General features: G+C 60.5%; 21 protein-coding genes. 18 read left to right on the top strand and 3 right to left on the bottom strand.

Features of this window, described 5'->3' with window-relative positions:
* Positions 1–3 precede the first annotated feature (3 nt).
* The 5 genes from J2X66_RS27825 to J2X66_RS27805 all read left to right on the top strand — a co-directional run bounded on the left by J2X66_RS27825 (position 4) and on the right by J2X66_RS27805 (position 7,119).
* Entirely contained in the window at positions 4–2,103 is a 2,100-nt protein-coding gene (locus J2X66_RS27825) for an acetate--CoA ligase family protein (protein ID WP_310271190.1), read from the top strand.
* Positions 2,104–2,113: 10 nt separating this feature from the next.
* The gene (locus J2X66_RS27820) at positions 2,114–3,721 is read left to right on the top strand and encodes a 5-guanidino-2-oxopentanoate decarboxylase (protein WP_310271188.1); all 1,608 of its coding nucleotides are present in this window, start codon (positions 2,114–2,116) and stop codon (positions 3,719–3,721) included.
* Positions 3,722–3,748: 27 nt separating this feature from the next.
* Positions 3,749–4,939 carry a pyridoxal phosphate-dependent aminotransferase gene (locus J2X66_RS27815; protein WP_310271185.1) on the top strand — a complete coding sequence of 397 codons (1,191 nt, stop codon included), beginning with the start codon at positions 3,749–3,751 and terminating at the stop codon, positions 4,937–4,939.
* On the top strand, positions 4,932–6,347 hold the full coding sequence (locus J2X66_RS27810) for an aldehyde dehydrogenase family protein (RefSeq protein ID WP_310271182.1): 1,416 nt from the start codon (positions 4,932–4,934) through the stop codon (positions 6,345–6,347). Before J2X66_RS27815 ends, J2X66_RS27810 begins: the two co-directional genes overlap by 8 nt.
* Before the next feature lie 67 nt (positions 6,348–6,414).
* A complete protein-coding gene (locus tag J2X66_RS27805; RefSeq protein WP_310271179.1) occupies positions 6,415–7,119 on the top strand; it encodes an NAD(P)H-dependent oxidoreductase in 705 nt (234 codons plus the stop codon).
* Between the two features lie 141 nt (positions 7,120–7,260).
* On the opposite strand, the gene J2X66_RS27800 is transcribed toward J2X66_RS27805, so the two are convergent.
* Positions 7,261–7,452: a DUF1508 domain-containing protein gene (locus J2X66_RS27800; protein ID WP_310271176.1), complete on the bottom strand. Its 192-nt coding sequence runs from the start codon at positions 7,450–7,452 to the stop codon at positions 7,261–7,263.
* A gap of 277 nt (positions 7,453–7,729) precedes the next feature.
* Between J2X66_RS27800 and J2X66_RS27795 the strand changes: the two genes are divergently transcribed.
* From J2X66_RS27795 to J2X66_RS27770, 6 genes are all read left to right on the top strand, one after another.
* Positions 7,730–8,698 carry a glycosyltransferase family 2 protein gene (locus J2X66_RS27795; RefSeq protein WP_310271173.1) on the top strand — a complete coding sequence of 323 codons (969 nt, stop codon included), beginning with the start codon at positions 7,730–7,732 and terminating at the stop codon, positions 8,696–8,698.
* A gap of 3 nt (positions 8,699–8,701) precedes the next feature.
* Positions 8,702–9,412 carry a methyltransferase domain-containing protein gene (locus tag J2X66_RS27790; RefSeq protein WP_310271170.1) on the top strand — a complete coding sequence of 237 codons (711 nt, stop codon included), beginning with the start codon at positions 8,702–8,704 and terminating at the stop codon, positions 9,410–9,412.
* A complete protein-coding gene (locus J2X66_RS27785; RefSeq protein WP_310271168.1) occupies positions 9,409–9,795 on the top strand; it encodes a GtrA family protein in 387 nt (128 codons plus the stop codon). Before J2X66_RS27790 ends, J2X66_RS27785 begins: the two co-directional genes overlap by 4 nt.
* On the top strand, positions 9,792–11,915 hold the full coding sequence (locus J2X66_RS27780) for a DUF6311 domain-containing protein (RefSeq protein ID WP_310271165.1): 2,124 nt from the start codon (positions 9,792–9,794) through the stop codon (positions 11,913–11,915). The genes J2X66_RS27785 and J2X66_RS27780 overlap by 4 nt, the downstream gene beginning before the upstream one ends.
* A 73-nt stretch (positions 11,916–11,988) precedes the next feature.
* Entirely contained in the window at positions 11,989–12,915 is a 927-nt protein-coding gene (locus J2X66_RS27775; protein WP_310271162.1) for a LysR substrate-binding domain-containing protein, read from the top strand.
* Positions 12,916–12,972: 57 nt separating this feature from the next.
* Positions 12,973–13,338 carry a 5-carboxymethyl-2-hydroxymuconate Delta-isomerase gene (locus tag J2X66_RS27770; protein WP_310271160.1) on the top strand — a complete coding sequence of 122 codons (366 nt, stop codon included), beginning with the start codon at positions 12,973–12,975 and terminating at the stop codon, positions 13,336–13,338.
* Between the two features lie 2 nt (positions 13,339–13,340).
* On the opposite strand, the gene J2X66_RS27765 is transcribed toward J2X66_RS27770, so the two are convergent.
* Positions 13,341–14,273, bottom strand: a complete 933-nt coding sequence (locus tag J2X66_RS27765; RefSeq protein WP_310271158.1) for a LysR family transcriptional regulator — start codon at positions 14,271–14,273, stop codon at positions 13,341–13,343.
* 448 nt (positions 14,274–14,721) lie between these two features.
* Here J2X66_RS27765 and J2X66_RS27760 point away from each other — a divergent pair, with 448 nt between their 5' ends.
* From J2X66_RS27760 to J2X66_RS27735, 6 genes are all read left to right on the top strand, one after another.
* Positions 14,722–16,104, top strand: coding sequence for a glutamine synthetase family protein (locus J2X66_RS27760; protein ID WP_310271156.1), 1,383 nt, complete (start codon positions 14,722–14,724; stop codon positions 16,102–16,104).
* A 168-nt stretch (positions 16,105–16,272) separates the two neighbouring features.
* Entirely contained in the window at positions 16,273–17,922 is a 1,650-nt protein-coding gene (locus J2X66_RS27755; RefSeq protein WP_310271154.1) for a phosphoethanolamine--lipid A transferase, read from the top strand.
* A gap of 71 nt (positions 17,923–17,993) precedes the next feature.
* Complete coding sequence (locus tag J2X66_RS27750; protein ID WP_310271153.1) at positions 17,994–18,656, top strand: class I SAM-dependent methyltransferase; 663 nt, start codon at positions 17,994–17,996, stop codon at positions 18,654–18,656.
* Between the two features lie 122 nt (positions 18,657–18,778).
* Positions 18,779–19,912: a ribonuclease D gene (gene rnd, locus J2X66_RS27745; protein ID WP_027925876.1), complete on the top strand. Its 1,134-nt coding sequence runs from the start codon at positions 18,779–18,781 to the stop codon at positions 19,910–19,912.
* Complete coding sequence (locus tag J2X66_RS27740) at positions 19,909–20,202, top strand: YcgL domain-containing protein (protein ID WP_007898694.1); 294 nt, start codon at positions 19,909–19,911, stop codon at positions 20,200–20,202. The genes rnd and J2X66_RS27740 overlap by 4 nt, the downstream gene beginning before the upstream one ends.
* Before the next feature lie 121 nt (positions 20,203–20,323).
* On the top strand, positions 20,324–21,256 hold the full coding sequence (locus tag J2X66_RS27735) for a D-2-hydroxyacid dehydrogenase (RefSeq protein WP_310271149.1): 933 nt from the start codon (positions 20,324–20,326) through the stop codon (positions 21,254–21,256).
* A 120-nt stretch (positions 21,257–21,376) separates the two neighbouring features.
* Here the strand turns inward: J2X66_RS27735 and J2X66_RS27730 are convergent, their stop codons facing one another.
* Entirely contained in the window at positions 21,377–21,970 is a 594-nt protein-coding gene (locus J2X66_RS27730) for a nitroreductase family protein (protein WP_310271147.1), read from the bottom strand.
* A gap of 165 nt (positions 21,971–22,135) precedes the next feature.
* Here J2X66_RS27730 and J2X66_RS27725 point away from each other — a divergent pair, with 165 nt between their 5' ends.
* A complete protein-coding gene (locus J2X66_RS27725) occupies positions 22,136–22,585 on the top strand; it encodes a YcgN family cysteine cluster protein (protein ID WP_027925873.1) in 450 nt (149 codons plus the stop codon).
* Positions 22,586–22,598 lie beyond the last annotated feature (13 nt).

Below are 22,598 nucleotides of genomic sequence, written 5' to 3'. Positions count from 1 at the left end.
TGTATGTCGCAGACGATTCGTGACAACCTCAAACGCCTGCTCGCACCGCGCCATCTGGCGTTTGTCGGTGGGCGCAGCATGGCCCGCGCGCTCAAGCGCTGCGCCGACGGTGGCTACCAGGGCGAGATGTGGCTGATCAATCCGCAGCACGACACGCTTGAAGGCGTGCCCTGTGTGCGCAGCATCGCCGAGCTGCCGTGCGGCCCTGACGCGGTGTTCATCGCGACCAACCGCGAGCTGACCCTGACCTGTGTCGCCGAACTGGCGGCCAAGGGCGCGGGCGGGGCGATTTGCTACGCCTCCGGGTTTGCCGAAACCGGCGCTGAAGGCCTGGCCTTGCAGCAACAGTTACTCAAAGCGGCCGGCAGCATGGCGTTGCTCGGCCCCAACTGCTACGGCTTGCTCGATTACCTGCACAGCTCCGCGCTGTGGCCGGTGGCCCATGGCGGCAAACCGGTGGAGAAGGGCGTCGCCGTGCTGACCCAGAGCGGCAACTTCGCCTACAACCTGTCGATGAGCGACCGCTCGCTGCCGGTGGCCTACATGGCGTCAGTCGGCAATCAGGCGCAACTGGGCATTGCCGAATTGATGGACGTGTTGCTCGATGAGCCGCGCGTCACGGCCATCGGCTTGCACCTCGAAGGCCTGAAAAACGTGCCGGGTTTCGCCCGTGCCGCACACAAGGCGCTGGAGAAGGGCATCCCGATCATCGCCCTGAAAACCGGCGTGTCGCAGATCGGTGCCGAACTGGCGCTCAGTCACACCAGTTCGCTGTCCGGCTCCGATGCGCTCTACGACAGCCTGTTTGCGCGTCTCGGCGTGATCCGCGTCAGTGGCCCGGTGAGTTTTGTCGAAACCCTCAAAGCGGCGGCGTGCGGCCAGTTGCCGACGGGCAACAGCCTGATTGCGCTGGCCTGTTCCGGCGGTGATGCCGGGTTGATTGCCGACTACGCCGAACGCAATGACCTGAGCCTGCCCAAGCTCGATGAAGGCCAGGTCGGGGAACTGGCGCAAGTGCTGCCCACCTACGCCAACCTGGTCAATCCGCTGGATTTCACCACGGCAATCTGGGGCGATGGCGACGCCTTGAACCGCATGCTCGACAGTGCCCTGCGCACCGAAGCCGACGCCGCGATGCTGGTGCTTGATTACCCGGCTGAGTTCACCGGTGAGCGCAAGGAATGCGACCTGCTGCTGGAGCTGTTTTGCGCCGCGCTGGTGCGCCACGGCAAGACCGGTTTCGTCACCTCGGCGTTTCCCGAATTGCTCCCGGCGCACGCTCGTGAACGTCTGCATTCGCAAGGCGTCGCTGCGTTGCAAGGCGTGGAAGACGGCTTGGCGGCGTGGGGGCGCATTGCCGGTTATCAGCGCAATCGTCAGGCACTGCTGGCGCTCGGTGAATCGGCGCTGGTGCCGCATTGTCCGCACGCCTTGATCGGCGAAGGACGCCTGCTCAACGAGTGGGAGTCGAAAAAAGCATTGCATGCCTTCGGCCTGCCGACGCCCAACGGCGTCTTGAGCACGCCGGACAACGCGCTGAGTGACGCCGACGTACTGGGTTATCCGTTGGTGCTCAAAGCGGTCAGCGCGCAACTGCCACACAAAACCGAAGCCGGTGCCGTGGCGCTGAACCTCAAGGACGCCACCGCCCTGAGCGCCGCCCTGGAAAAAATGCGCGCAAGCATTGCCGAGTACGCGCCGCAGGTGCCGTTCGATCACGTGCTGCTGGAGCCGATGGCCAAGCCGCCGCTGGCTGAATTGATCGTTGGCATCAAGCGCGAAAACGACTTCGGTCTCGCTTTGGTTATCGGCACTGGCGGGATTCTGGTGGAGTTGCTCAAGGACAGTCGCAGCCTGCTGCTGCCGACCACCGACGGTGCCATTCGCAGGGCCGTTTTAAGCCTGCGCAGTGCGGCGTTGCTGCAAGGGTTCCGCGGACGCGAAGCGGCGGATCTGGATTCGCTGGTGACAGCGATCCGTGCGGTGGCCGATTACGCCTGTGAAAACGCCGGGCAGTTGCTGGAACTCGATGTGAACCCATTGTTGGTCGGTGCCGCTGGCACGACTGCGGTCGATGCGTTGATTCGCCTTGGCCACGAGTGAGGATGTGAACATGCAAACCACAACATTGACCGGCGGCCAGGCCCTGGTGCGTCTGCTGGCCAACTACGGCGTCGACACCGTGTTCGGCATTCCCGGCGTGCACACGCTGGAGTTGTATCGCGGCTTGCCCGGCAGCGGCATACGCCACGTCTTGACCCGCCACGAGCAGGGCGCCAGTTTCATGGCTGACGGCTATGCACGCGTCAGCGGCAAACCGGGCGTGTGCTTCGTCATCACCGGCCCCGGCGTAACTAACGCCGCAACCGGTATTGGTCAGGCCTATGCCGACTCGATTCCGATGCTGGTGATTTCCAGCGTCAACCACACCGCCAGCCTAGGCAAGGGTTGGGGTTGCCTGCACGAAACCCAGGACCAGCGCGCGATCACCGCACCCATCACCGCGTTCTCGGCGGTCGCGTTGAGCACCGACGACCTGCCCGAATTGATCGCCCGCGCCTACGCCGTGTTCGACAGCGAGCGCCCGCGTCCGGTGCACATCTCGGTGCCGCTGGACGTGTTGTCCGCAAAAATTACCCGTGACTGGAGCAACGACGTGGTCCGTCGTCCGGGTCGTGGCGCCGCCTCAACCGCAGCGCTGGACGAGGCCGTGGCCAAGCTGAAAAACGCCAAGCGGCCGATGATCATTGCCGGTGGCGGCGCGTTGAATGCGCAGCAAGCACTGCACGACATCAGCAACCGACTGGCCGCGCCGCTGTTCACCAGCGTCGCCGGCAAAGGTTTGTTGCCGCCGGATGCACCACTGAACGCGGGCTCGACCCTGTGCGTCGAACCCGGCTGGAACCTGATCGCCGAGGCCGACGTGGTGCTGGCGGTCGGCACCGAAATGGCCGACACCGATTTCTGGCGCGAGCGCTTGCCGCTGAATGCCGAACTGTTGCGCGTGGACATCGACCCGCGCAAGTTCAACGATTTCTACCCGTGTGCGGTGGCATTGCACGGTGATGCCCAACAAACCCTCGTCGCGCTGCTGGAACGTCTACCGTCCACCGCGCGTGATGCCAGCGCAGCGATTTCTGCCGTAGGAGCCTTGCGCGAAGCTGTGAAGGCAAGCCATGGCCCGTTGCAGTCGATCCACCAGGCGATCCTTGACCGTATCGCCGCCGAGTTGCCGGCCGACGCGTTCATCAGCACCGACATGACCCAACTGGCCTACACCGGCAACTACGCCTTCAACAGCCTGGCACCGCGCAGCTGGTTGCACCCGACCGGTTACGGCACTTTGGGCTATGGCTTGCCGGCAGGCATCGGCGCCAAGTTCGGCGCGCCGCAGCGGCCAGGGCTGGTGTTGGTCGGCGACGGTGGTTTCCTCTACACCGCGCAAGAGCTGGCGACCGCCGTCGAAGAGCTCGACAGCCCGCTGGTGGTGTTGCTGTGGAACAACGACGCGCTGGGGCAGATTCGCGATGACATGCTTGGGCTCGACATCGAACCGATTGGCGTACTGCCACGCAACCCGGATTTCGCCGCCCTCGGCCGTGCGTTCGGCTGCACCGTGAATCAACCGCAAAGCCTGGCCGAGCTGCAAACCGACTTGCGCCACGGCTTCAAGCGCAACGGCGTGACCCTGATCGAACTCAAGCACGCGTGCGCGCACTGATTTTCATTTTCTGGCAGAGGTATCGCCATGCGTTTTTCCGATCTGACTCAACGTATCGCCGGTGACGGCGCTGCTGCGTGGGACATCCATTACCGCGCACTCGCGCTGCAGGAGCAGGGTGAAGACATTCTGCTGCTGTCGGTCGGTGACCCGGATTTCGACACGCCGGCGCCGATCGTGCAGGCGGCCATCGACAGCCTGTTGTCCGGCAACACCCACTACGCCGACGTGCGTGGCAAACGCGCCTTGCGTGAAAGCATCGCCAGGCACTACGGACGGCGCAGCGGCCAACAGGTTTCGGCTGATCAGGTCATCGTCCTGGCCGGCGCGCAATGCGCGTTATTCAGCGTCGCCCAATGCGTGCTCAACCCTGGCGATGAAGTGATCGTTGCCGAGCCGATGTACGTGACCTATGAAGCGGTATTCGGTGCCTGTGGCGCCGTGGTGATTCCGGTGCCGGTGCGTTCGGAAAACGGTTTCCGTCTGCTGCCTGAAGATGTCGCGGCCCGCATCACCCCGCGCACTCGGGCATTGGCGCTGAACAGTCCACACAATCCATCGGGCGCCAGTTTGTCCCGCGCGACCTGGCAGGCGTTGGCCGACCTGTGCATCGCCCATGACCTGTGGCTGATTTCCGATGAGGTCTACAGCGAGCTGTTGTTCGACGGCGAGCACGTCAGTCCGGCCAGTTTGCCGGGCATGGCCGAGCGCACCGCGACGCTCAATAGCCTGTCGAAATCCCACGCCATGACGGGTTGGCGAATTGGCTGGGCAGTGGCACCACCGGCCCTCGCGGCGCACCTGGAAAACCTCGCGCTGTGCATGCTCTACGGCTTGCCGGACTTCGTGCAGGACGCCGCGGTCGTCGCTCTGGAAAGCCACTTGCCCGAGCTGGAGGCCATGCGCGAAGCCTATCGCCAACGCCGTGATCTGGTGTGCGAATGCCTGGCTGATTGCCCCGGCGTGCGGGCCTTGAAACCCGATGGCGGGATGTTCGTGATGGTCGATATCCGCGACACCGGGCTCAGCGCCCAGGCGTTTGCCGACCGCTTGCTCGACCGCCATGGCGTGTCGGTGCTGGCCGGTGAAGCCTTCGGCCCGAGCGCCGCCGGGCACATTCGTCTGGGGCTGGTGTTGGGCGCCGAACCGTTGCGTGACGCCTGCCAGCGCATCACCCGTTGCGCCACTGAATTGCTGGAGTCTCAGGTTTATGCATAACCATAAAGCGCTGTTTATCGATGGCCGTTGGCAAACTCCGTCGGGGCAGGGCATCGCCGAGGTGATCAACCCGGCCACTGAAGAAGTTGCAGGCTCGGTGCCGTTGGGCGATGAGCGCGATGTCGACCACGCGGTGGCTGCGGCACGCAAAGCGTTCAGCTCATGGTCGCGCACGCCCTCGAGTGTGCGGGCCGGCTACATCCGCGCCCTCGCCGAGCAGTTGCGTGCGCGGGCTGACGAGATGGCTTCAGTCATCACCGCTGAACTGGGCATGCCGGTGCAATGGTGCCGCTCGGTGCAGGTCGACGGCCCGATCACCGGGCTGGAGCAGTACGTCGAGCTCGCAGGCCTGATGGACGAAGTGCGTGAGGTCGGCAACTCGCTGGTGATTCGCGAAGCGGTGGGCGTGTGCGCCTTCATCAATCCGTGGAACTACCCGCTGCATCAACTGATCGGCAAGCTCGCCCCGGCGCTCGCTGCCGGTTGCACGGTGGTGGTCAAGCCTAGCCAGGAAACCCCGCTGCATGCCTTTTTGCTGGCGCAGATGATTGAAGCCATCGGCTTGCCGGCCGGCGTGTTCAACCTGGTCAGCGGGCCGGGTTCGAAGGTCGGCGAAGCGCTGGCCAAACACCCGGACGTCGACATGGTGTCGTTCACCGGCTCCACCGGCGCCGGGGTTCGCGTGGCACAAGCCGCCGCGCCGTCGGTGAAGCGCGTGTGCCTGGAACTGGGCGGCAAATCACCGCTGCTGATTGCCGAAGACGCCGACCTCGCTGCCGCTGTGCGCTACGGCGTGCAAGACGTGATGATCAACTCCGGCCAAACCTGCACCGCGTTGACTCGCATGCTGCTGCCGGCCAGTCGCTACGCCGAAGCAGTGGAACTGGCCATCGCCGAAACCCAAAGCCTGCGCATGGGCGATCCGCTGGACCCGCAGAGTTTCCTTGGGCCGATGTGTTCGGCGGCGCAACGGCGCACCGTGCGTGATTACATTCAGGTCGGCCAACAAGAAGGCGCGCGACGGGTGTGCGGCGGCGATACGGCCGACGCCTTCGAGCGTGGTTTCTACGTCAGCCCGACGCTGTTCGCCAATGTCGACAACCGGATGCGCATCGCCCAGGAAGAAATTTTCGGCCCGGTGCTGTGCCTGATTCCCTACACCGATGAAGCGCAGGCGATTGAGCTCGCCAACGATTCGCCGTTCGGCCTGTCCAGCGGTGTCTGGGCCGGCAGTGCCGAACGCGCCTTGCACCTGGGGCGGCAGTTGCGTGCCGGGCAGTGCTTCCTCAACGGCGCAGCGTTCAATTATCAGGCGCCCTTCGGTGGCTACAAACAATCGGGCAATGGCCGGGAGTGGGGCGAGGAAGGGCTTAACGAATTCGTTGAAGTGAAGGCGATTCAGGTGTGACCGCTCAATGGACGAGCTTGCATTACCGACTTCAAATTCAACGCTGATCAATATTTAAGGAATTGTCATGAAAGTACTGATCGTCCACGCTCACCCGGAACCGCAATCTTTCACCGCCGCCCTGCGTGACCAGGCCGTCGCCACCCTTGAAGCCCAAGGGCATGAGGTGCAGGTCAGCGATTTGTACGCGATGAACTGGAACCCGGTGGCCAGTGCCGATGACTTTTCTTCTCGGGAGAACCCGGAGTACCTGGTGTATGCACTGGAGCAACGGCTGGGGGTGAAAAGCCAGTCGCTGGCGCCGGACATTCGACAGGAACTCGACAAGTTGTTGTGGGCTGACCTGCTGATCCTCAATTTCCCGATTTTCTGGTTCTCGGCCCCGGCCATGCTCAAGGGCTGGATCGACCGGGTGCTGGTGTCCGGGATCTGCTACGGCGGCAAGCGCTTTTACGATCAGGGCGGCTTGAGCGGCAAGAAGGCACTGGTGACCGTGACTCTGGGCGGGCGCGAGCACATGTTCGGGGAGGGGGCGATTCACGGTCCGCTGGAAGACATGCTGCGGCCGATCCTGCGCGGCACGCTGGCGTATGTCGGCTTCGACGTGCTGGAACCGTTTGTGGCGTGGCATGTGCCGTACATCAGCGACGAGGCGCGCAAGGAATTCCTGGTGAGCTATCAGCAGCGACTGGAGCACTTGAGCGATGACCAGCCGATGCAGTTTCCGCGGTTGGCGCAGTTTGATGAGGCGTTGTATCCGTTGCCGGTTTGAGGCGGGTTTTTACCTGGCGTTTGATGGTGTTCTTTGCGGCCCCAACGCGAGCTTGCTCGCGATGGGGACAGTGAATCCAGCCAAAAAACCAATGGCTCGCCCCCTGCCCAAGCCGAGCAGCCTGGGCAATGCCAATCAGGCTTAAATCTCCTTCACCGGCGTCTCACCCTCAACCCCTTTGATCAACCTGATGGCATGCAGACAATCGGCCTTGTTCACATACGACTCGCCACTGGCGATGGTCTCGTGATTCCCCGCCCTCAACCGCCAGCGCCATTGCCCTTTACCGGTGCTCGGGGTGCCCTTGGATTGCCTGTAAATCTCGAAATACATATTGCTCGCTCCATGCGATGGGTTATTGCGACAACCTGTGTGACGCGTCGGGGGCAAGCCTAGCGGAGCTGGCTTTTTTGGCCACCGGGCATTTGTTTCCAGGCATTTGAAAATATTTCTGCGAGCGCCGGCAGGCCGGTGGGAATGGCCAAAACCCCCTCTGATTCGCCCTTGCATCACCTCCCATGGTCCTGCTTAATACGACTCGACTCATGGCGTCGAGAAACTGTCGGCGACCCCGGATTGTAGAAAAACCACTATAAAAAAGAGCAATCAATTGACTCATCAGCACGGAACGCAACTGGCCGGGCATTTGGCGTTATCGCTCGTCATCCCGGTGTTCAATGAAGCCGCCACCGTCGACTTGTTCCTCGCGCGGATCAATGACGTCTTCAAGGACGAGGCGCTGATTGGTCTGGAACTGGTGTTCGTCAATGACGGCAGCACCGATTCCACGCTGGATCTGTTGCTGGAACGCCAGTTGACGGACCCGCGCCTGCGCATCGTTGACCTGAGTCGCAATTTCGGCAAAGAAGCCGCGTTGACCGCGGGTTTGCAGACCGCCACCGGCCAGGTCGTGGTGCCGATCGACGTTGATTTGCAGGACCCGCCCGAGGTTATTCTCGAGATGATTGCCCGCTGGCGTGAAGGTTATGAAGTGGTGCTGGGTCATCGTGTGAGTCGCAACACCGACTCCTGGGCCAAACAGACCTCGGCCAACTGGTTCTACCGCCTGCACAACAAAATCGCCGAGCAACACCTGCCGGAAAACGTCGGCGATTTCCGCCTCATGGACCGCTGCGTGATCGATGCCTTGCAGTCCTTGCCCGAGTCCCGGCGCTTCATGAAAGGTTTGTTCGCCTGGGTCGGTTTTCGCACCACCCAGGTCAACTACGAGCGCCCGGAGCGGGCGGCCGGAGCGACCAAGTTCAATGGCTGGCGGTTGTGGAACTTCGCATTGGAGGGCATCACCAGTTTCAGCACCGAACCGCTGCGGATCTGGACCTACCTCGGGCTGCTCGTTTCGCTGATTTCCTTCTCGTTCGCCATCTTCATCATCGTGCGCACCCTTATTTCCGGTATCGACCTTCCGGGTTATGCCTCGTTGATGGTGGCGGTCACCTTTCTGGGTGGCCTGCAATTGATCGGCATCGGGGTGCTGGGCGAGTACCTGGGCCGAACCTACATTGAATCGAAACGCCGGCCGGTGTATCTGGTGCGGCGTGTCTATGACCCCAAGGACTGAACCGTGGATCTCAAGGAAACCGACATTCTCGGTTCAAGCATCGATCAGCATTGGTATTACGCCTCCAAAGCGGCGGCGACCACACGGTTGCTCGGCAGCACTCCGATCAGGAAAATTCTCGACGTGGGCGCAGGCTCCGGGTTCTTTAGTCACCATCTGCTGAGTCATTCATCGGCCAGCGAAGCGTGGTGCGTGGACATCAGTTACGACGCCGACTCGGACGCCAGCACCGCCGGCAAACCGGTGCATTACCGGCGCGAAATCGATGCGGTGGACGCCGACCTGGTGTTGCTGATGGACGTGCTGGAGCATGTCGACGACGACGTCGGGTTGCTCAAGGCCTATGTCGACAAAGTCCCCTCTGGCAGCCGATTCCTGATGACGGTGCCGGCGTTCCGGTTTCTCTGGAGCGGGCATGATGAGTTTCTCGAGCACAAACGCCGCTACACCCTGGCGCAACTGGAAACCGTGGCCCGAGCGGCCGGCTTGACGGTGCAGCAGGGCACCTACTATTTCGGCCTGGTGTTCCCGATTGCCGCCACGTTGCGATTGCTGCCCAAAGGCGCGCAACCGTCGCCGCCACGTTCGCAACTCAAGCAGCATCACCCGCTGGTGAACACGCTGTTGAAGACCTTGTGCAACATCGAGTTGCCGTTCATGAAGGCCAATCGTCTGGCCGGTTTGACGGTGTTTGTGCTGGCGCAGAAGCCGTGACGTCAGCCGAAAAATCCGCCCTGATCAAGCGTGGCCTGCGCTTTGCCGTCACCGGGTTGTTCGTCACCGCCTTGCATGCATTGGTGGCCGTGCTGTTCATCAATTACGTGTCGCCGTTGCCACCATTGGCCAACGGCGTGGCGTTTGCCGTGGCGACCGTGGTGTCCTACGTGATCAATACCACCTGGAGTTTTTCCGCGCGATTGCACGGCAGGACGCTGTTGCGTTTCATGATGGTGTCCGGCGCCGGTTTTCTGTTGGCGATGCTGGTGGCCTGGGCCGCGCAGATGGCCGGGCTGCATTACTTGCTGGGGATTGGCGCCGTGGCGCTGACGATTCCGGCCTTCACCTTTGTACTGCATAACTTCTGGACGTATCGATGAAGGATCTTGTTAAACGCCTGCCGCTCAACCTGTTGCCCTTGTTGATCGGTGTTGTGGCTTTTTTCATCGTGGTCGGGCCGAGGGCGCTGAACCCGCAAAACATTGCGTGGCTAGGGAACGGTGATCCGGCGACGCATTATCTGGGCTGGGTGTTTTTCCGCCAGTCACCGTGGTCCTTTCCCGTCGGGCTCAATCCGTCCTACGGGCTGGAATTGGGCAATGGCATCATTTTTTCTGACTCCAATCCGCTGCTGGCCCTCTTGTTCAAACCGTTCTCCGCGCTGTTGCCGATGCCTTTCCAGTATTTCGGGCTGTGGTTCCTCGCGTGCTTCGTCTTGCAGGCCTGGTTTGCCTGGAAACTGCTGGGGCTGGTTTCTTCGCATGTGGGGGTGCGTGCCGTGGGGACGGCGCTGTTTGTCTTCGCGCCGCCGATGATCATGCGTATGCCGTTCCACTTGTCCCTTGGTGGTCATTTTCTGGTGCTGGCTTCCTTGTACCTGGGACTGCACCCGAATTTGCGCCGTCGACGACTGGCCTGGGGCGCTTTGCTGGCGGCGGCCGCGTTGATCCATGCGTATTTTCTGGCAATGGTGGCTGTAATCTGGATCGCCGATCTCACGGCCGGCTATTTCAGGAAAAAACTGACGCTGCAGTCGGCTGCCATCGAACTGATCGGGCTGTTTTCGCTGGTCAGTTTTTGCTGCTGGCAGGCGGGCTATTTTTCGGTGGGCAGTGGTGCGGTATCGGATGGTTTTGGCCTGTACGCCATGAACCTGCTGTCACTGGTCGATCCGGGCAATTGGTCAGGGCAGTGGTCCTATGTCCTCAAGGATATGCCCGGTGTTCAGGGGTATGGCGACGGTGAAGGGTTTCTCTATCTGGGGCTCGGGCTGATCACACTGGGCATTTGTGCGCTGATGGGGCTGCTTCAAGGCCAAACCGGTTTTGCTCGGCGATTGGGCCAGCACCCCCTATTACTGGTGGCTCTGGTGGGGCTGTGCCTGTTCTCGATCTCCAATCATGTAGCGCTCGGCTCGCTGGAATGGACCTATCCGTTGCCGCAGTGGGTGATCTCGATCGCGAACATTTTCAGGGCGTCAGGGCGGATGTTCTGGCCGGTCTACTACGCGATTATCTTCGCCATCATTTTCCTGGTGATTCGCGCCAATTCCCCACGTACCGCCGTGAGTCTGTTGTCTCTGGCGTTGCTGATCCAGGTGCTCGATACCCATGCCGGCTGGATAGGCGTGCGCAAACAATTGATGGTTGAGCCGGCGTCGAAGTGGGTGTCGCCCATGGTCGATCCGTTCTGGAACAGTGCTGCGACTCATTACCGGAGCATTCGCTGGATCGTTCCGCAGAATCTGTCCCCGAAGTGGATGTCGGTGGCTGATTTCGCCGGTGCCCATGGCCTGGCAACGAATGCCGTGTACCTCGGGCGTATGGACACCGCCAACTGGATCAAATCCGAGCAGGAGACGGCGCGTGAAATGGCCTCGGGCAAGTATGCCGCCGACTCGTTGTACCTGCTCGATGAGCGGGCGTTGATCCAGGCGGTGAGAAATATTGATACCCGAACGGACCTCTTCGCCAGGATTGACGGGTTCACAGTGCTGGCCCCGGGTTGGAAACAATGCAGCACATGCCTGCAGCAGGCCTCGCAAATCAACCCGCTGGATCTTGTGCCCAGCGTCGAACCCGGACAAAAGACCCTGTTCAATTACGGCGGCAAGGGCGGGGCACTGCTCGCCAATGGATGGTCCGAGCCAGAACTCTGGGGCACCTGGTCGAAAAGTCCCGACGCCGAAGTCATGTTCCGGGTCCCGGCGCCCGTGCATTCCTTGCGTCTGGAAGCCACGGCGTTCCTTCCGCCAGGTCATGCGCGGCAACGTGTCCTTATCAACATCAATGGCGTACCGGCCGTGAATACCCGGCTTGAGCAGGCAGATGGCAACATCATCGATGTGGCCCTTACGGCCGAGATGCAGCAACGGGTGTCGAGCGAGGGGGTGTTGATTGTGCAATTGCAGTTCGCCGATGCCGTCAGCCCGAAACAGTTCGGGATGGGGCCGGACGTTCGACCGCTTGCACTCGGGTTGAAGGCCTTGACCGTCAATTGATTCCCCGCTGGACATAGACGCTTGCGTCGGGCCTTTCTACACTGCCTCAAGTGTTGGGGATCGGGGGCAAGGAATGAATCGTAATGAACTGCGCAAGGCGGACATCAACCTGATGGTGGTGTTCGAAACGTTGATGCTCGAGCGCAACGTGACGCGGGTGGCGGAGAAGCTGTTTCTCGGTCAGCCGACCATCAGCTCGGCGCTCAACCGCTTGCGGGCGATGTTCAACGATCCGCTGTTCATCCGTGTTGGCCACCGCATGGAACCGACGGCCCGCGCCGAGGAGTTGATTCAGTATCTGTCGCCGGCGCTGGATTCGTTGTCGGTGGCGTTGAGCCTGACCCACAGTTTCGACCCGGCCAGCAGCACCATGACGTTTCGCATCGGGCTGTCAGATGACGTCGAGTTCGGCCTGCTGCCTCCGTTGCTGCGCGCCTTGCGCCAGGAAGCGCCGAAGGTGGTGTTTGTGGTCCAGCACGTCGATTACTGGCGCATACCGGACTTGCTCGCGTCCGGCGACATCACGGTCGGCATCAGCCAGACCCGCGGCCTGCCGGCCAACGCCAAGCGCAAATTGTTGCGCCACATTCAGCCAAGCATCCTGCGCGCCGATGCGTCCGACACACCGCTGACGCTCGATGAATATTGCTCTCGCCCTCATGTGCTGGTTTCCCACACGGCGAACATCAGTGGTTACGCCGATGAGTGGCTGGCCGAGATTGGCCGGACGCGTCAGGTGGTCTTGTCCGTGCCGCAATACAGCTCGTTGCCGGCCTTGCTCGCGGGCACCGATCTGATTGCCAGCCTGCCGGATTACACGGCCGACGCCATGGCGGCTACCGGTTTGCTGTTCAAGGAACCTTTCCCGTTCAAGACCCCGACCCTGGACCTGTCGATGGTCTGGCTCAGCCATGTCGATACCGACCCCGCCGAACGCTGGTTGCGTTCGCGCCTGGAGGTGTTCATGAGTGAACGTCCACCCTTGCCGCTGCCCGAGTGAGTCAGACGGCGCTGTGTTATACGTAGGATCTTTCTGCCCATTATCTGGAGCCGCGTCATGCCTCACGTGCACATGGAATACACCGCCAACCTGCCTGGGCTGAACGCCGACGTGGCGTTGATCCGTCTCAATAATGCCTTGGTGGCTTCCGGTCAGTTCGCGGCAGAGTTCGACATCAAGAGTCGGGCACTGAAGGTCGAGACCTTCAAGGTCGGCACTGCGTTGAATGAACGGGCGTTTGTGCACGTGAAACTGGCGCTGTTGAGCGGTCGCTCACCGCAGATCAAACAGCAGCTGTCGGAAAGCCTGCTGGCGGTGGTCCAGGACCTGTGTGAATGGCCAGCCGGTGTCGAAGTGCAGTTGTGCGTGGAAATTCTCGATATCGATCGCGAGTCCTACACCAAGACCGCCATCACCCCCTGAATTCAGGCCACCTGCTCGGCACAGACGTCAATCACCTGCTCGCGCAGCCAGGTGTTGGCACTGTCCTGATCGACACTTTGACTCCACTGCATGTCCAGGGTGAAACCCGGCAGGCCGTTGGGTGCTTCGCAATGATTGAAGATCGCCTCGTTGGCGAGCAATTGCTGGATACGGCGGGGCAGGGTCAGGATGTAGTCGGTGCCGGTGATCATCTTCAGTGCCGCGCTGTAGCTGTTGGCTCGCGCGACAATCTGCCGTTTGTGCGCCTGTTGCGCCAGCCAGCCGTCGACCATGTTGGTGCTGGACGTCCATGGGGTTGGAAACACATGCCGGCGTTGCACAAAGGCTTGCAGGCTCAGCCGTGACTCCAGTGGTGTGGCGCGCTTGTCGAACACACAGACCAGATCATCTTCCAGTAACAGCCGGGATTTGAAGTCGGTGTGGCTGCGATGGAAATTCGGGCCGAAACAGATCACCAGGTCGAGGCGGCCATCGCGCAACTCGTCGACCGGGATGTCGGTTTCGAACTTGTGCATGTTGACCATCACCGGCAGGTCGGCGAAATCGAAGCGCTTGAGCAGACGCGGCAGAATCAACTGTTCGAAGTACTCTGGCGCGCAAATGTTGAACGTCACGGCTTGCAAGGTCGGGTCGAACGCTTGGGTGCTGGCGTGGCACAGGTTGATGCTTTCGAGAATTTTCAGCACATGCGCGTACATGGTGCTGGCTTTGTAGGTGGGGCGCATGCCGGTGCGGGTATTGATGAACAACTCGTCTTCAAAACTGGTCCGCAGCTTTTTCAGGCAGTAACTCACCGTGGACTGGCTGACACAGAGCGCCTCCGACACACCGGTGACGCTGCTTTGCTCGTACACGGCGGCAAACACCATGAGGTCCTGCATGTCGAGCTTTCGAAGCAAGTTACTGTTCAGCATCCGTTCTGTCTCGCTGTGTTCCGTGCGCGATCAATGCGCAACGTGTGCGAAAGATCCTAACGGAACGATGGTGCCAGGAGAATGCCTTGTAGGAAGTTTCTGCGCTGATCAGTCGATGTGTTGGTGGTAGTGGCACGAATGCTGTCAGGGCGTGCCAAGGGGATGATTGTTTAGCAAAATTGCAACCAAGGTTCTTCAAATCCCGATTTAAAGACCTGACTGCCCGTGTGACGCTGCCACTCATCTGTCCTCTACGGTTTTACCTATGGGCGATTGTCCCGTCGCACTTCCCTCCGAGCTGGCCTTCTGGGCGCTGTGGCATTGCCGTCACGCACGCCCCCCGGATTCCTGCATTTCCCGTTGATTGTTCTGACAGGTCCCGCGCCATGCGCTGGATCACTTCGGCAACGCCTGCGCGTTTGCCTGACGCGGAAAAAAGAGAATACCCATGAGTTGTGCCACGACCTCGTTCGCCTCCCCGCAAGAAGCCCTGACCTTTCTCGAACAGAACCCGGACATTGAAATGTTCGAGCTGTTCATCCTCGACAACAACGGTGTGCCACGGGGCAAGCTGCTGCATCGCGATGAACTGCTGGCGGTGTACGAGAGCGGTCGGCCGCTGCCGAGCACCATTCTGGGCCTGACCATCAATGGCGACGACGTGGAAAACTCCGGGCTGGTCTGGGACGTCGGCGATATTGACTGCCGTGCCTACCCAATCAGCGGCAGCCTGACGCGCCTGCCGTGGCGGTTGATTCCGACAGCGGCGGTTCAAGTCAGCATGCACCCCAAAGAAGGCATGCCGGCGACGATCGCCGATCCCCGGCACTTGTTGGCAAAAGTGATCGAAGGCCTGCAAGCCGACGGTTACTACCCGGTGATGGCGGCGGAGCTGGAGTTTTATCTGCTGGATCAGCAGCGCGACAGCAACGGACGGCCACAACCGGCGAGGGATGTCGATGGCGGGCGGCCGCGCACGACGCAGGTCTATGGCTTGCGTGAACTGGAGCAGATCGAACCGTTTCTGGCCGATCTCTACAGCGCCTGCAAGCTGCAAGGCATTCCGGCGCGCACGGCGATTTCCGAGTACGCGCCGGGGCAGGTGGAAATTACCCTCGAACATCGCACCGATGCCCTACAGGCAATGGACGAAGCCGTGCGTTACAAACGATTGGTCAAGGGCGTGGCTCACAAGCACGGGATGACGGCCTGCTTCATGGCCAAACCCTTCGACGATCTGGCGGGCACAGGGATGCACATGCATGTCAGCCTCGCGGACAGAGAGGGCAACAACCTGTTCGCCAGCGAAGCCCCGGACGGCACGCCGTTGCTCAGGCAAGCGGTCGGCGGCATGCTCAGTACCTTGCTCGATTCTTTGCTGTTGTTCTGCCCGAATGCCAACTCCTACCGGCGATTCCAGACCAACAGCTATGCGCCCCTGGCGGCGACCTGGGGCGTGGATAACCGCACGGTGAGTCTGCGCGTGCCTGGCGGGCCGGCGTTTTCCCGGCACATCGAACACCGTATCTGCGGCGCTGATGCCAACCCGTACCTGGCTGCCGCGGCGATACTGGCTGGTATCCATCGCGGTATTCGCGAACAACTCGACCCGGGTGCGCCGGTGGAAGGCAACGGGTACGCCCAGGCCACGGAGCTGTTACCGACCGATTGGCTGACCACGTTGCGCGCGCTGGAAGGCTCGACCTGGGCGCGTGAAGCGTTCGGACAACCTTTTCTGGGCGTCTACCTGGCCGTTAAGCGCGCCGAGTATCGACAGTTCATGGGCGAGGTCGGTGAGCAGGACTGGCGCTGGTACCTGAACCAGGCCTGAACCATTCTCAATTATTCATAACCTTGGTCGCAGGTTTAATAAGCCAACTATTCGTTGGCTTCTTTTTCACAAAAAATTGATGGTTCGCTGCTTAACATTAGTGTTGTCACGGTCAATGAAATTTTCACATTTGCCGTAGGCACTTCTTTTCAGGAACAGCCGATCACCATGTTGAAGATTAAAGCCGTGCGCCCGGAATGGGTGACACTGATTGCCAGCGCCTTTTTGTTGACTGCCTTCAATTTTGTGTTGTGGCAGCACCTGTTTGAAATCACCGCCGCCGACGGTAAAGGCATCGTCATGCGCGTGGCATTCGGGGCGATGATTCTGGCGGCCTTCAACATTGTACTGACCTTTCTGGCGTTCAAGCGTGTGCTCAAGCCGGTCCTGACGCTGATCTTCATGATCAGCGCCGGGGTGGCCTACTTCATGAGCCAATACGGTGTACTGATCGACACCGGCATGTTGCGTAACTTCGCACAAACCAATGCGACGGAAGTTCGAGACTTGCTCTCGTTGAAGTTGTTGGCGTATATCCTGTTTCTGGGTGTTTTGCCGTCGTTGTTGTTGTGGAAAACACCGATCAGTTATCGTCGCTGGCACCACGAGTTATTAAGCAAGGTGTTGGTAAGTGTTGTATCCGCTGTCGTTATAGGTGGCGTGGCCCTGATTAACTATCAGGGCTTGTCTTCTTTGTTCCGTAATCACCATGAGTTACGCCTGATGGTCGTGCCGAGCAACTACATTGGTGCCTCGGCGGGCTACTTGCGTGAACAGGTGGCGGCGGCCCATCAGCCCTTCGTCAAAATCGGCGAAGACGCGCAGAAGAACCCGGTCTGGCAATCCCATGGCCGCAAATCCCTGACCGTACTGGTGGTGGGCGAAAGCGCCCGAGCCGAGAACTTCGGCATCCTTGGTTATGGCCGCGACACCACCCCGAAGCTGAGTAAAGAAGCCGGCCTGATTTCGTTTACCGATGTGCATTCCTGCGGCACCGAAACCGCCGTGTCCGTGCCGTGCATGTTCTCCAACATGGGCCGCAAGGACTACAACGCCAGCAAGGCGAAGAATGAAGAGGGCCTGCTCGATGTGCTTAAACGGGCCGGCCTGGACGTGATCTGGCGTGACAACCAGTCGGGCTGCAAAGGCACGTGCGACCGGGTCACCATCGACGACGTAAGCAACCTGAAAGACCCGGTGCTGTGCGCCAACAGCGAATGCCGCGACGAAATCCTGCTACAAGGTTTGCAACATTTCATCGACACACTCGATAAAGACACCGTGTTGGTCTTGCATCAAATGGGCAGCCATGGCCCTGAATACTTCAAGCGTTACCCGAAAGAGTTCGAGCATTTCACGCCGGTTTGTGAAAGTAACGCGCTGAACAATTGCAGTCGGGAAAGTATCGTTAATGGTTACGACAACACGTTGGTGTACACCGACCACGTGCTGTCGACCCTGATCGATCTGTTGCGCAAGAACCAGGAGAAAGTGGATACCGCGATGCTGTACCTGTCCGACCACGGCGAATCTTTGGGTGAATACAATCTGTTCCTGCACGGCACGCCTTACATGCTGGCGCCGGAGCAACAGAAACACGTGGCCATGCTCGCGTGGTTCTCCGACAGTTATCAGAAGTCGTTCTCGGTAAACACACATTGCCTGCAACTGAGTCGCGATAAGCCATTGAGCCAGGACAACCTGTTTCATTCGATGCTGGGTCTGCTAGAAGTCAACAGCAAGGTCTACAACCAGGATCTGGATATGTTTGCCGGCTGTCGCGGTGCGGTGGTCGACGGCGTGTTGGCCAAGGATTGAACGCTTCAACTGTTTCAGACACTGGCCGCTAACTTGCGGTCGCAAGAGTCATCACCAAGGGTCAATTGCACATGTCTGCGCAACCCACATCCGCCATCGAGCTTGAGTTCGCCCGGCGCTACGATCAGGAACACGCCCGCGTCTGCCGTCAGCCGCAACCGCGTAGCCTGATGGGGCGCCTGGCGTTCCGGCGCGAGGAAAACCTGGTGCGCAATGCGCTCAAGGTGGCGGGCGAGCCGGGGTTGATCCTTGACGTGGCCTGCGGTGCCGGGCGCTTCTGGCCGGTGCTGGCCGAGCACGCAAACCGCGTGATCCTCGCGTCGGACCCGTCCCAGGACATGCTCAACCATGCGCAGACTCACCATCCGCAAAGCCTGCTCAAGCGGATCAAGACCTTCCAGAGCTCAGCCTTCAGCCTTGGCTTGTCCGTTAACGCGGTGGACTGCATTTTTTGCATGCAACTGTTTCAGCACATCACCTGCGCCGAACATCGGTTGGCCATGCTCCAGGAATTCCACCGGGTCAGCCGCGATACCGTGATCGTGGCGGCTCGAGTCGAAGGCTATTTCAATCTGCGCCGACCTGAGACGGAGGCTACTCACGCCCCGCAGCCGGTGAGCAAGGTCGAGATTGAAGCGGACTTCAAGCAAGCCGGTTTCCGGGTGCTGAGCCATCAGGACGTCCTGCCGGGCTGCACGTGGATGCGGGTCTACGTACTCAGTAAGACCAGTTAGTCTCCGCTTGTCAGACATTTCTTGCTGTTGGGCAGGTCTTTTCGCTAAAGCTCTTGTTCAGTGATGCGCGGAAATCGCCGGGGGCGATATATACTGCGCGCCATTCTTCAAGGGAGAGCCGTGTGGCCATCGATATTCATTGGATTCGCGACAACGATAGCCTCGGTCAGTTTTGCGCCGAGTGGCAGCAGCTGCCATTCGTTGCCCTCGACACCGAATTCATGCGGGTCGACACCTTTTACCCGATTGCCGGCCTGCTGCAGATCGGCGATGGCGTACGCGCTTACCTGATAGATCCACTGACCATCGACAACTGGAAGCCCTTGGCCGCGTTGCTGGAAAACCCGGCGGTGGTCAAAGTCGTGCATGCGTGCAGTGAAGACCTCGAGGTCCTGCTGCGCCTGACTGGCAGCTTGCCGGCGCCGCTGTTCGATACGCAACTGGCGGCCGCCTACCTGAACCTGGGTTTCTCCATGGGTTACTCGCGATTGGTGCAAGAGGTGCTGGGCATCGACTTGCCCAAGGGCGAAACCCGCTCCGACTGGTTGCAACGTCCGCTGTCCGACACCCAGATCAGCTACGCCGCCGAAGATGCCCTGCATTTGGCAGAGGTTTTCGTACAGCTTCGTCCGAAGCTGTCTGAGGACAAATACAACTGGGTCCTGGACGACGGCGCTGAGCTGGTGGCCAACCTGCGCCGCGAGGTCGACCCGTACGAGGTCTATCGCGATGCCAAACTGGCCTGGAAACTGTCTCGCGCCCAACTCGCCGTGTTGCGTGAACTGTGCGCCTGGCGTGAGCGCGAGGCCCGTGCCCGTGACTTGCCGCGCAACCGCATTGTCCGTGAGCACTCCTTGTGGCCACTGGCGCGGACTCAGCCGGACAACCTCGGCGCGCTGGCGAAAATCGAAGACATGCACCCGCGCACCGTGCGTCAGGATGGCGAGTTTCTGCTGGATCTGATCAAGCGCGCCGGCAGTGTGTCGCCCGATCAATGGCCGCCCGCTGTGCCGGAGCCGCTGCCGGTGGATGCCGCCGTGCTGGTCAAACAGCTGCGCGCCATTGGTCAGGCCGAAGCCGAACGCTTGAACATCGCGCCGGAACTGATGCTGCGCAAGAAAACCCTGGAAGCGCTGCTCAAGAGCGGCTTCCCCAATGGTCCATACCAATTGCCTGATTCGCTGCGTGGCTGGCGCCGCGAATTGATGGGCCAGGCATTGCTCGACAGCCTGGCCACCGCCGGAGAACAGCCTTGAAACGTATTTGCTCGATCTACCGAAGCCTGAAGAAAAACGAGATGTACCTCTATGTGCTCAAAAGCGATGCACTGGAGCGCGTCCCGGAATCATTGATGGCCGCCTTCGGCAAACCGCACCACGCGTTCGATCTGGTGCTGACCCCCGAGCGCAAGCTGTCGCGCGAGGACATCACGGTGGTCCTGGAAAACCTCGAAAAGCAGGGCTACCACCTGCAAATGCCACCGGCCGAAGACGAATACATCGAACACTTGCCGGAAGAGTTGCTGCGCCGCAACGACCCGATGTAAGCGGCAGACAGGCTCTGTTCAGCGTCTGTGTGAAACACTGGAATGATTTTTGGCGATGACCGAGACGAGGAAGTCATACTCGCTCGGGGGTCGTCTGCACGGCTTTTGAAAGGTTTGAAACATGCGCGTTCTGATTGCTGAACACGACCACCCGGTGTATGCACAATTGCTGCGTCAGGCGGCGCCTGAGCTGGAAGTGCTCACCAGTGGCGACTCCGCTGAACTGTCCCGTCTGGCGGCTGATTGCCCGGTCTGGCTGGGTCAACCGGATTTGCTGGCCACCCTGTTGCGTCAGGGACATGAGCCGCAATGGCTGCAATCGACCTGGGCGGGCATCACGCCGCTGCTGGTCGACGGCTTGCCCCGTCACTATCGCCTGACCCGTGCGGTCGGCATTTTTGGCCAGGTCATGGCCGAATACGTGCTGACCTACATGCTCGGCCACGAACGCGAAGTGCTGGCACGGCTGGTCAGTCAGGTCGAGCGCAAATGGGACAGCCGCCAGGGCCAAAGCCTGGCGGGGCGCAAAGTGTTGATCGTCGGCACCGGCGACATCGGCCAGACCGTGGCGAAGTTTCTGCTGCCGTTTGGCGTCGAGTTGTACGGCATTGCCAGCGAAGCCCGCGAGCAGGCACCGTTTATCGAAGTCGGCGCGTTGGCCGACTTGCCGCGTCTGGTCGGCGAAGTGGATTACGTGATCAATCTGCTGCCCAATACCCCGAACACCCACGACCTGTACGACGCGACACTGTTCAAGCAATTCAAGCCGACCGGGTTGTTCATCAACGTCGGTCGCGGTGTGGCGGTGGTCGATGCCGATCTGGTCGAAGCCTTGAAAGAAGGGCATCTGGCGGGCGCGGTAATTGATGTCTGCCGTCAGGAGCCGCTGCCGCAACGTCATCCGTTCTGGACGGCCTGGGGCTTGCTGCTGACCGGTCACAGCTCGGCACCGACCTCGCCATCGATGATGGTGAATTTGTTTGTCGAGAACCTGCGGGCGTACGAGGCGGGTGAAGCACTGCGCGGGGAAGTGGATTTCGAACGCGGTTATTAACCACGTGCAAAAACACTGTAGGAGCCGAGCTTGCTCGCGATGCGGCCGGCACATTCAACATTAATGTTGACTATGACACCGTCATCGCGAGCAAGCTCGGCTCCTACAGTTCAGTGGGGCTTAGAGGGTGAAGTCGCCTTCAGCGGCCAGTTCGCTCAACGGGCGACGCGGGCTTGGCTCTTCACGCGCTTGCAGGTACTCCGCCAGCGTCGCCTTATCCCCCAGTTTGCCCACCGCCACGGCGGCGTGCAGTGCATAACCTTCAGGAATGTTCAGCTCCTTGCGGGTCAGCTCCTGATCAAAACCGGCCATGCCGTGGGTGTGCCAGCCGCTGAGGCTCGCTTGCAACGCCAGGTGCCCCCACGCCGAACCCGTGTCGAAGGTGTGCCACAGCGCCGGGGTTTCTTCAGTCGAGCCCGGTGCGATGAAGGTGGTTTTCGAAATCACGATCACCAGCGCCGAGGCATGTTGTGCCCAGCTGCGGTTGAATTCATTGAGCAGCCCCAGGTAACGCTCCCAGTTTGGCGTGTCGCGACGTGCGTAGAGAAACCGCCAAGGCTGCGAGTTGTAGGCTGACGGTGCCCAGCGCGCGGCTTCGAAGAAACTCAGCAGGGTCTCTTCAGGAATCGCCTCGCCGGTGAACGCGCGGGGCGACCAGCGATCGGTGAATTGCGGGTGAATGGCATAGTCGGCAACGCGTGGATTGGCACTCATCAAGAGATTCCTTGCTACGTTTGAAGTGAGGGAGCGACGCAAAACCCTACTGGGCGGCGCAAAAACTGACAAGTCCGTTCTACCGGCAGTCGCCAATGCTTGGCCCGCAAGGGCCTTGGCACTAGACTGGCGGCCTTTTCACCACCTGATGTTGATGCTTGAGCCATGGCCGCCAAAGTCGAACCGTTCTGGATACGCAAAACCCTCGATCAACTCGATCAAGAGGAATGGGAGTCGCTGTGCGACGGCTGCGGCCTGTGCTGCCTGCAAAAACTCGAAGATGAAGACGACAACAGCGTCTATTACACGCGCATCGCCTGCAAACTTCTGGACCTGAAAACCTGCCAATGCACCGATTACCCCAACCGGCGTGATTTCGTCCCGGACTGCATCCAGCTCACGCCGGGCAAGGCCGACGAGTTCAAATGGCTGCCACCGACCTGCGGTTATCGCCTGGTCAGTGAAGGCAAGGACTTGCCGCTCTGGCACCATCTGGTGTGCGGCGACCGCGATGCGGTGCACCACCAACGAATTTCACAATCCGGGCGCATGCTCGCCGAAGGCAGCGTGCCTGAAGATGACTGGGAAGATCACCTGATATTCCGCGCAGGTTAATGGCTGACAGATT

It is taken from the genome of Pseudomonas sp. 3296, assembly GCF_031456615.1.
Lineage (GTDB): Bacteria > Pseudomonadota > Gammaproteobacteria > Pseudomonadales > Pseudomonadaceae > Aquipseudomonas > Aquipseudomonas mucoides.
The sequence above is the reverse complement of the archived record's forward strand: the minus strand, read 5'-3'. Positions and strand labels throughout refer to the sequence as shown.

Excerpts from the sequence above, each read along its gene's own strand:
- J2X66_RS27825 (WP_310271190.1), top strand. The coding sequence starts at position 4 with ATGTCGCAGACGATTCGTGACAACCTCAAACGCCTGCTCGCACCGCGC.
- J2X66_RS27820 (WP_310271188.1), top strand. The coding sequence starts at position 2,114 with ATGCAAACCACAACATTGACCGGCGGCCAGGCCCTGGTGCGTCTGCTG.
- J2X66_RS27815 (WP_310271185.1), top strand. The coding sequence starts at position 3,749 with ATGCGTTTTTCCGATCTGACTCAACGTATCGCCGGTGACGGCGCTGCT.
- J2X66_RS27810 (WP_310271182.1), top strand. The coding sequence starts at position 4,932 with ATGCATAACCATAAAGCGCTGTTTATCGATGGCCGTTGGCAAACTCCG.
- J2X66_RS27805 (WP_310271179.1), top strand. The coding sequence starts at position 6,415 with ATGAAAGTACTGATCGTCCACGCTCACCCGGAACCGCAATCTTTCACC.
- J2X66_RS27800 (WP_310271176.1), bottom strand. The coding sequence starts at position 7,452 with ATGTATTTCGAGATTTACAGGCAATCCAAGGGCACCCCGAGCACCGGT.
- J2X66_RS27780 (WP_310271165.1), top strand. The coding sequence starts at position 9,792 with ATGAAGGATCTTGTTAAACGCCTGCCGCTCAACCTGTTGCCCTTGTTG.
- J2X66_RS27775 (WP_310271162.1), top strand. The coding sequence starts at position 11,989 with ATGAATCGTAATGAACTGCGCAAGGCGGACATCAACCTGATGGTGGTG.
- J2X66_RS27770 (WP_310271160.1), top strand. The coding sequence starts at position 12,973 with ATGCCTCACGTGCACATGGAATACACCGCCAACCTGCCTGGGCTGAAC.
- J2X66_RS27765 (WP_310271158.1), bottom strand. The coding sequence starts at position 14,273 with ATGCTGAACAGTAACTTGCTTCGAAAGCTCGACATGCAGGACCTCATG.
- J2X66_RS27760 (WP_310271156.1), top strand. The coding sequence starts at position 14,722 with ATGAGTTGTGCCACGACCTCGTTCGCCTCCCCGCAAGAAGCCCTGACC.
- J2X66_RS27755 (WP_310271154.1), top strand. The coding sequence starts at position 16,273 with ATGTTGAAGATTAAAGCCGTGCGCCCGGAATGGGTGACACTGATTGCC.
- J2X66_RS27750 (WP_310271153.1), top strand. The coding sequence starts at position 17,994 with ATGTCTGCGCAACCCACATCCGCCATCGAGCTTGAGTTCGCCCGGCGC.
- J2X66_RS27735 (WP_310271149.1), top strand. The coding sequence starts at position 20,324 with ATGCGCGTTCTGATTGCTGAACACGACCACCCGGTGTATGCACAATTG.
- J2X66_RS27730 (WP_310271147.1), bottom strand. The coding sequence starts at position 21,970 with ATGAGTGCCAATCCACGCGTTGCCGACTATGCCATTCACCCGCAATTC.
- J2X66_RS27725 (WP_027925873.1), top strand. The coding sequence starts at position 22,136 with ATGGCCGCCAAAGTCGAACCGTTCTGGATACGCAAAACCCTCGATCAA.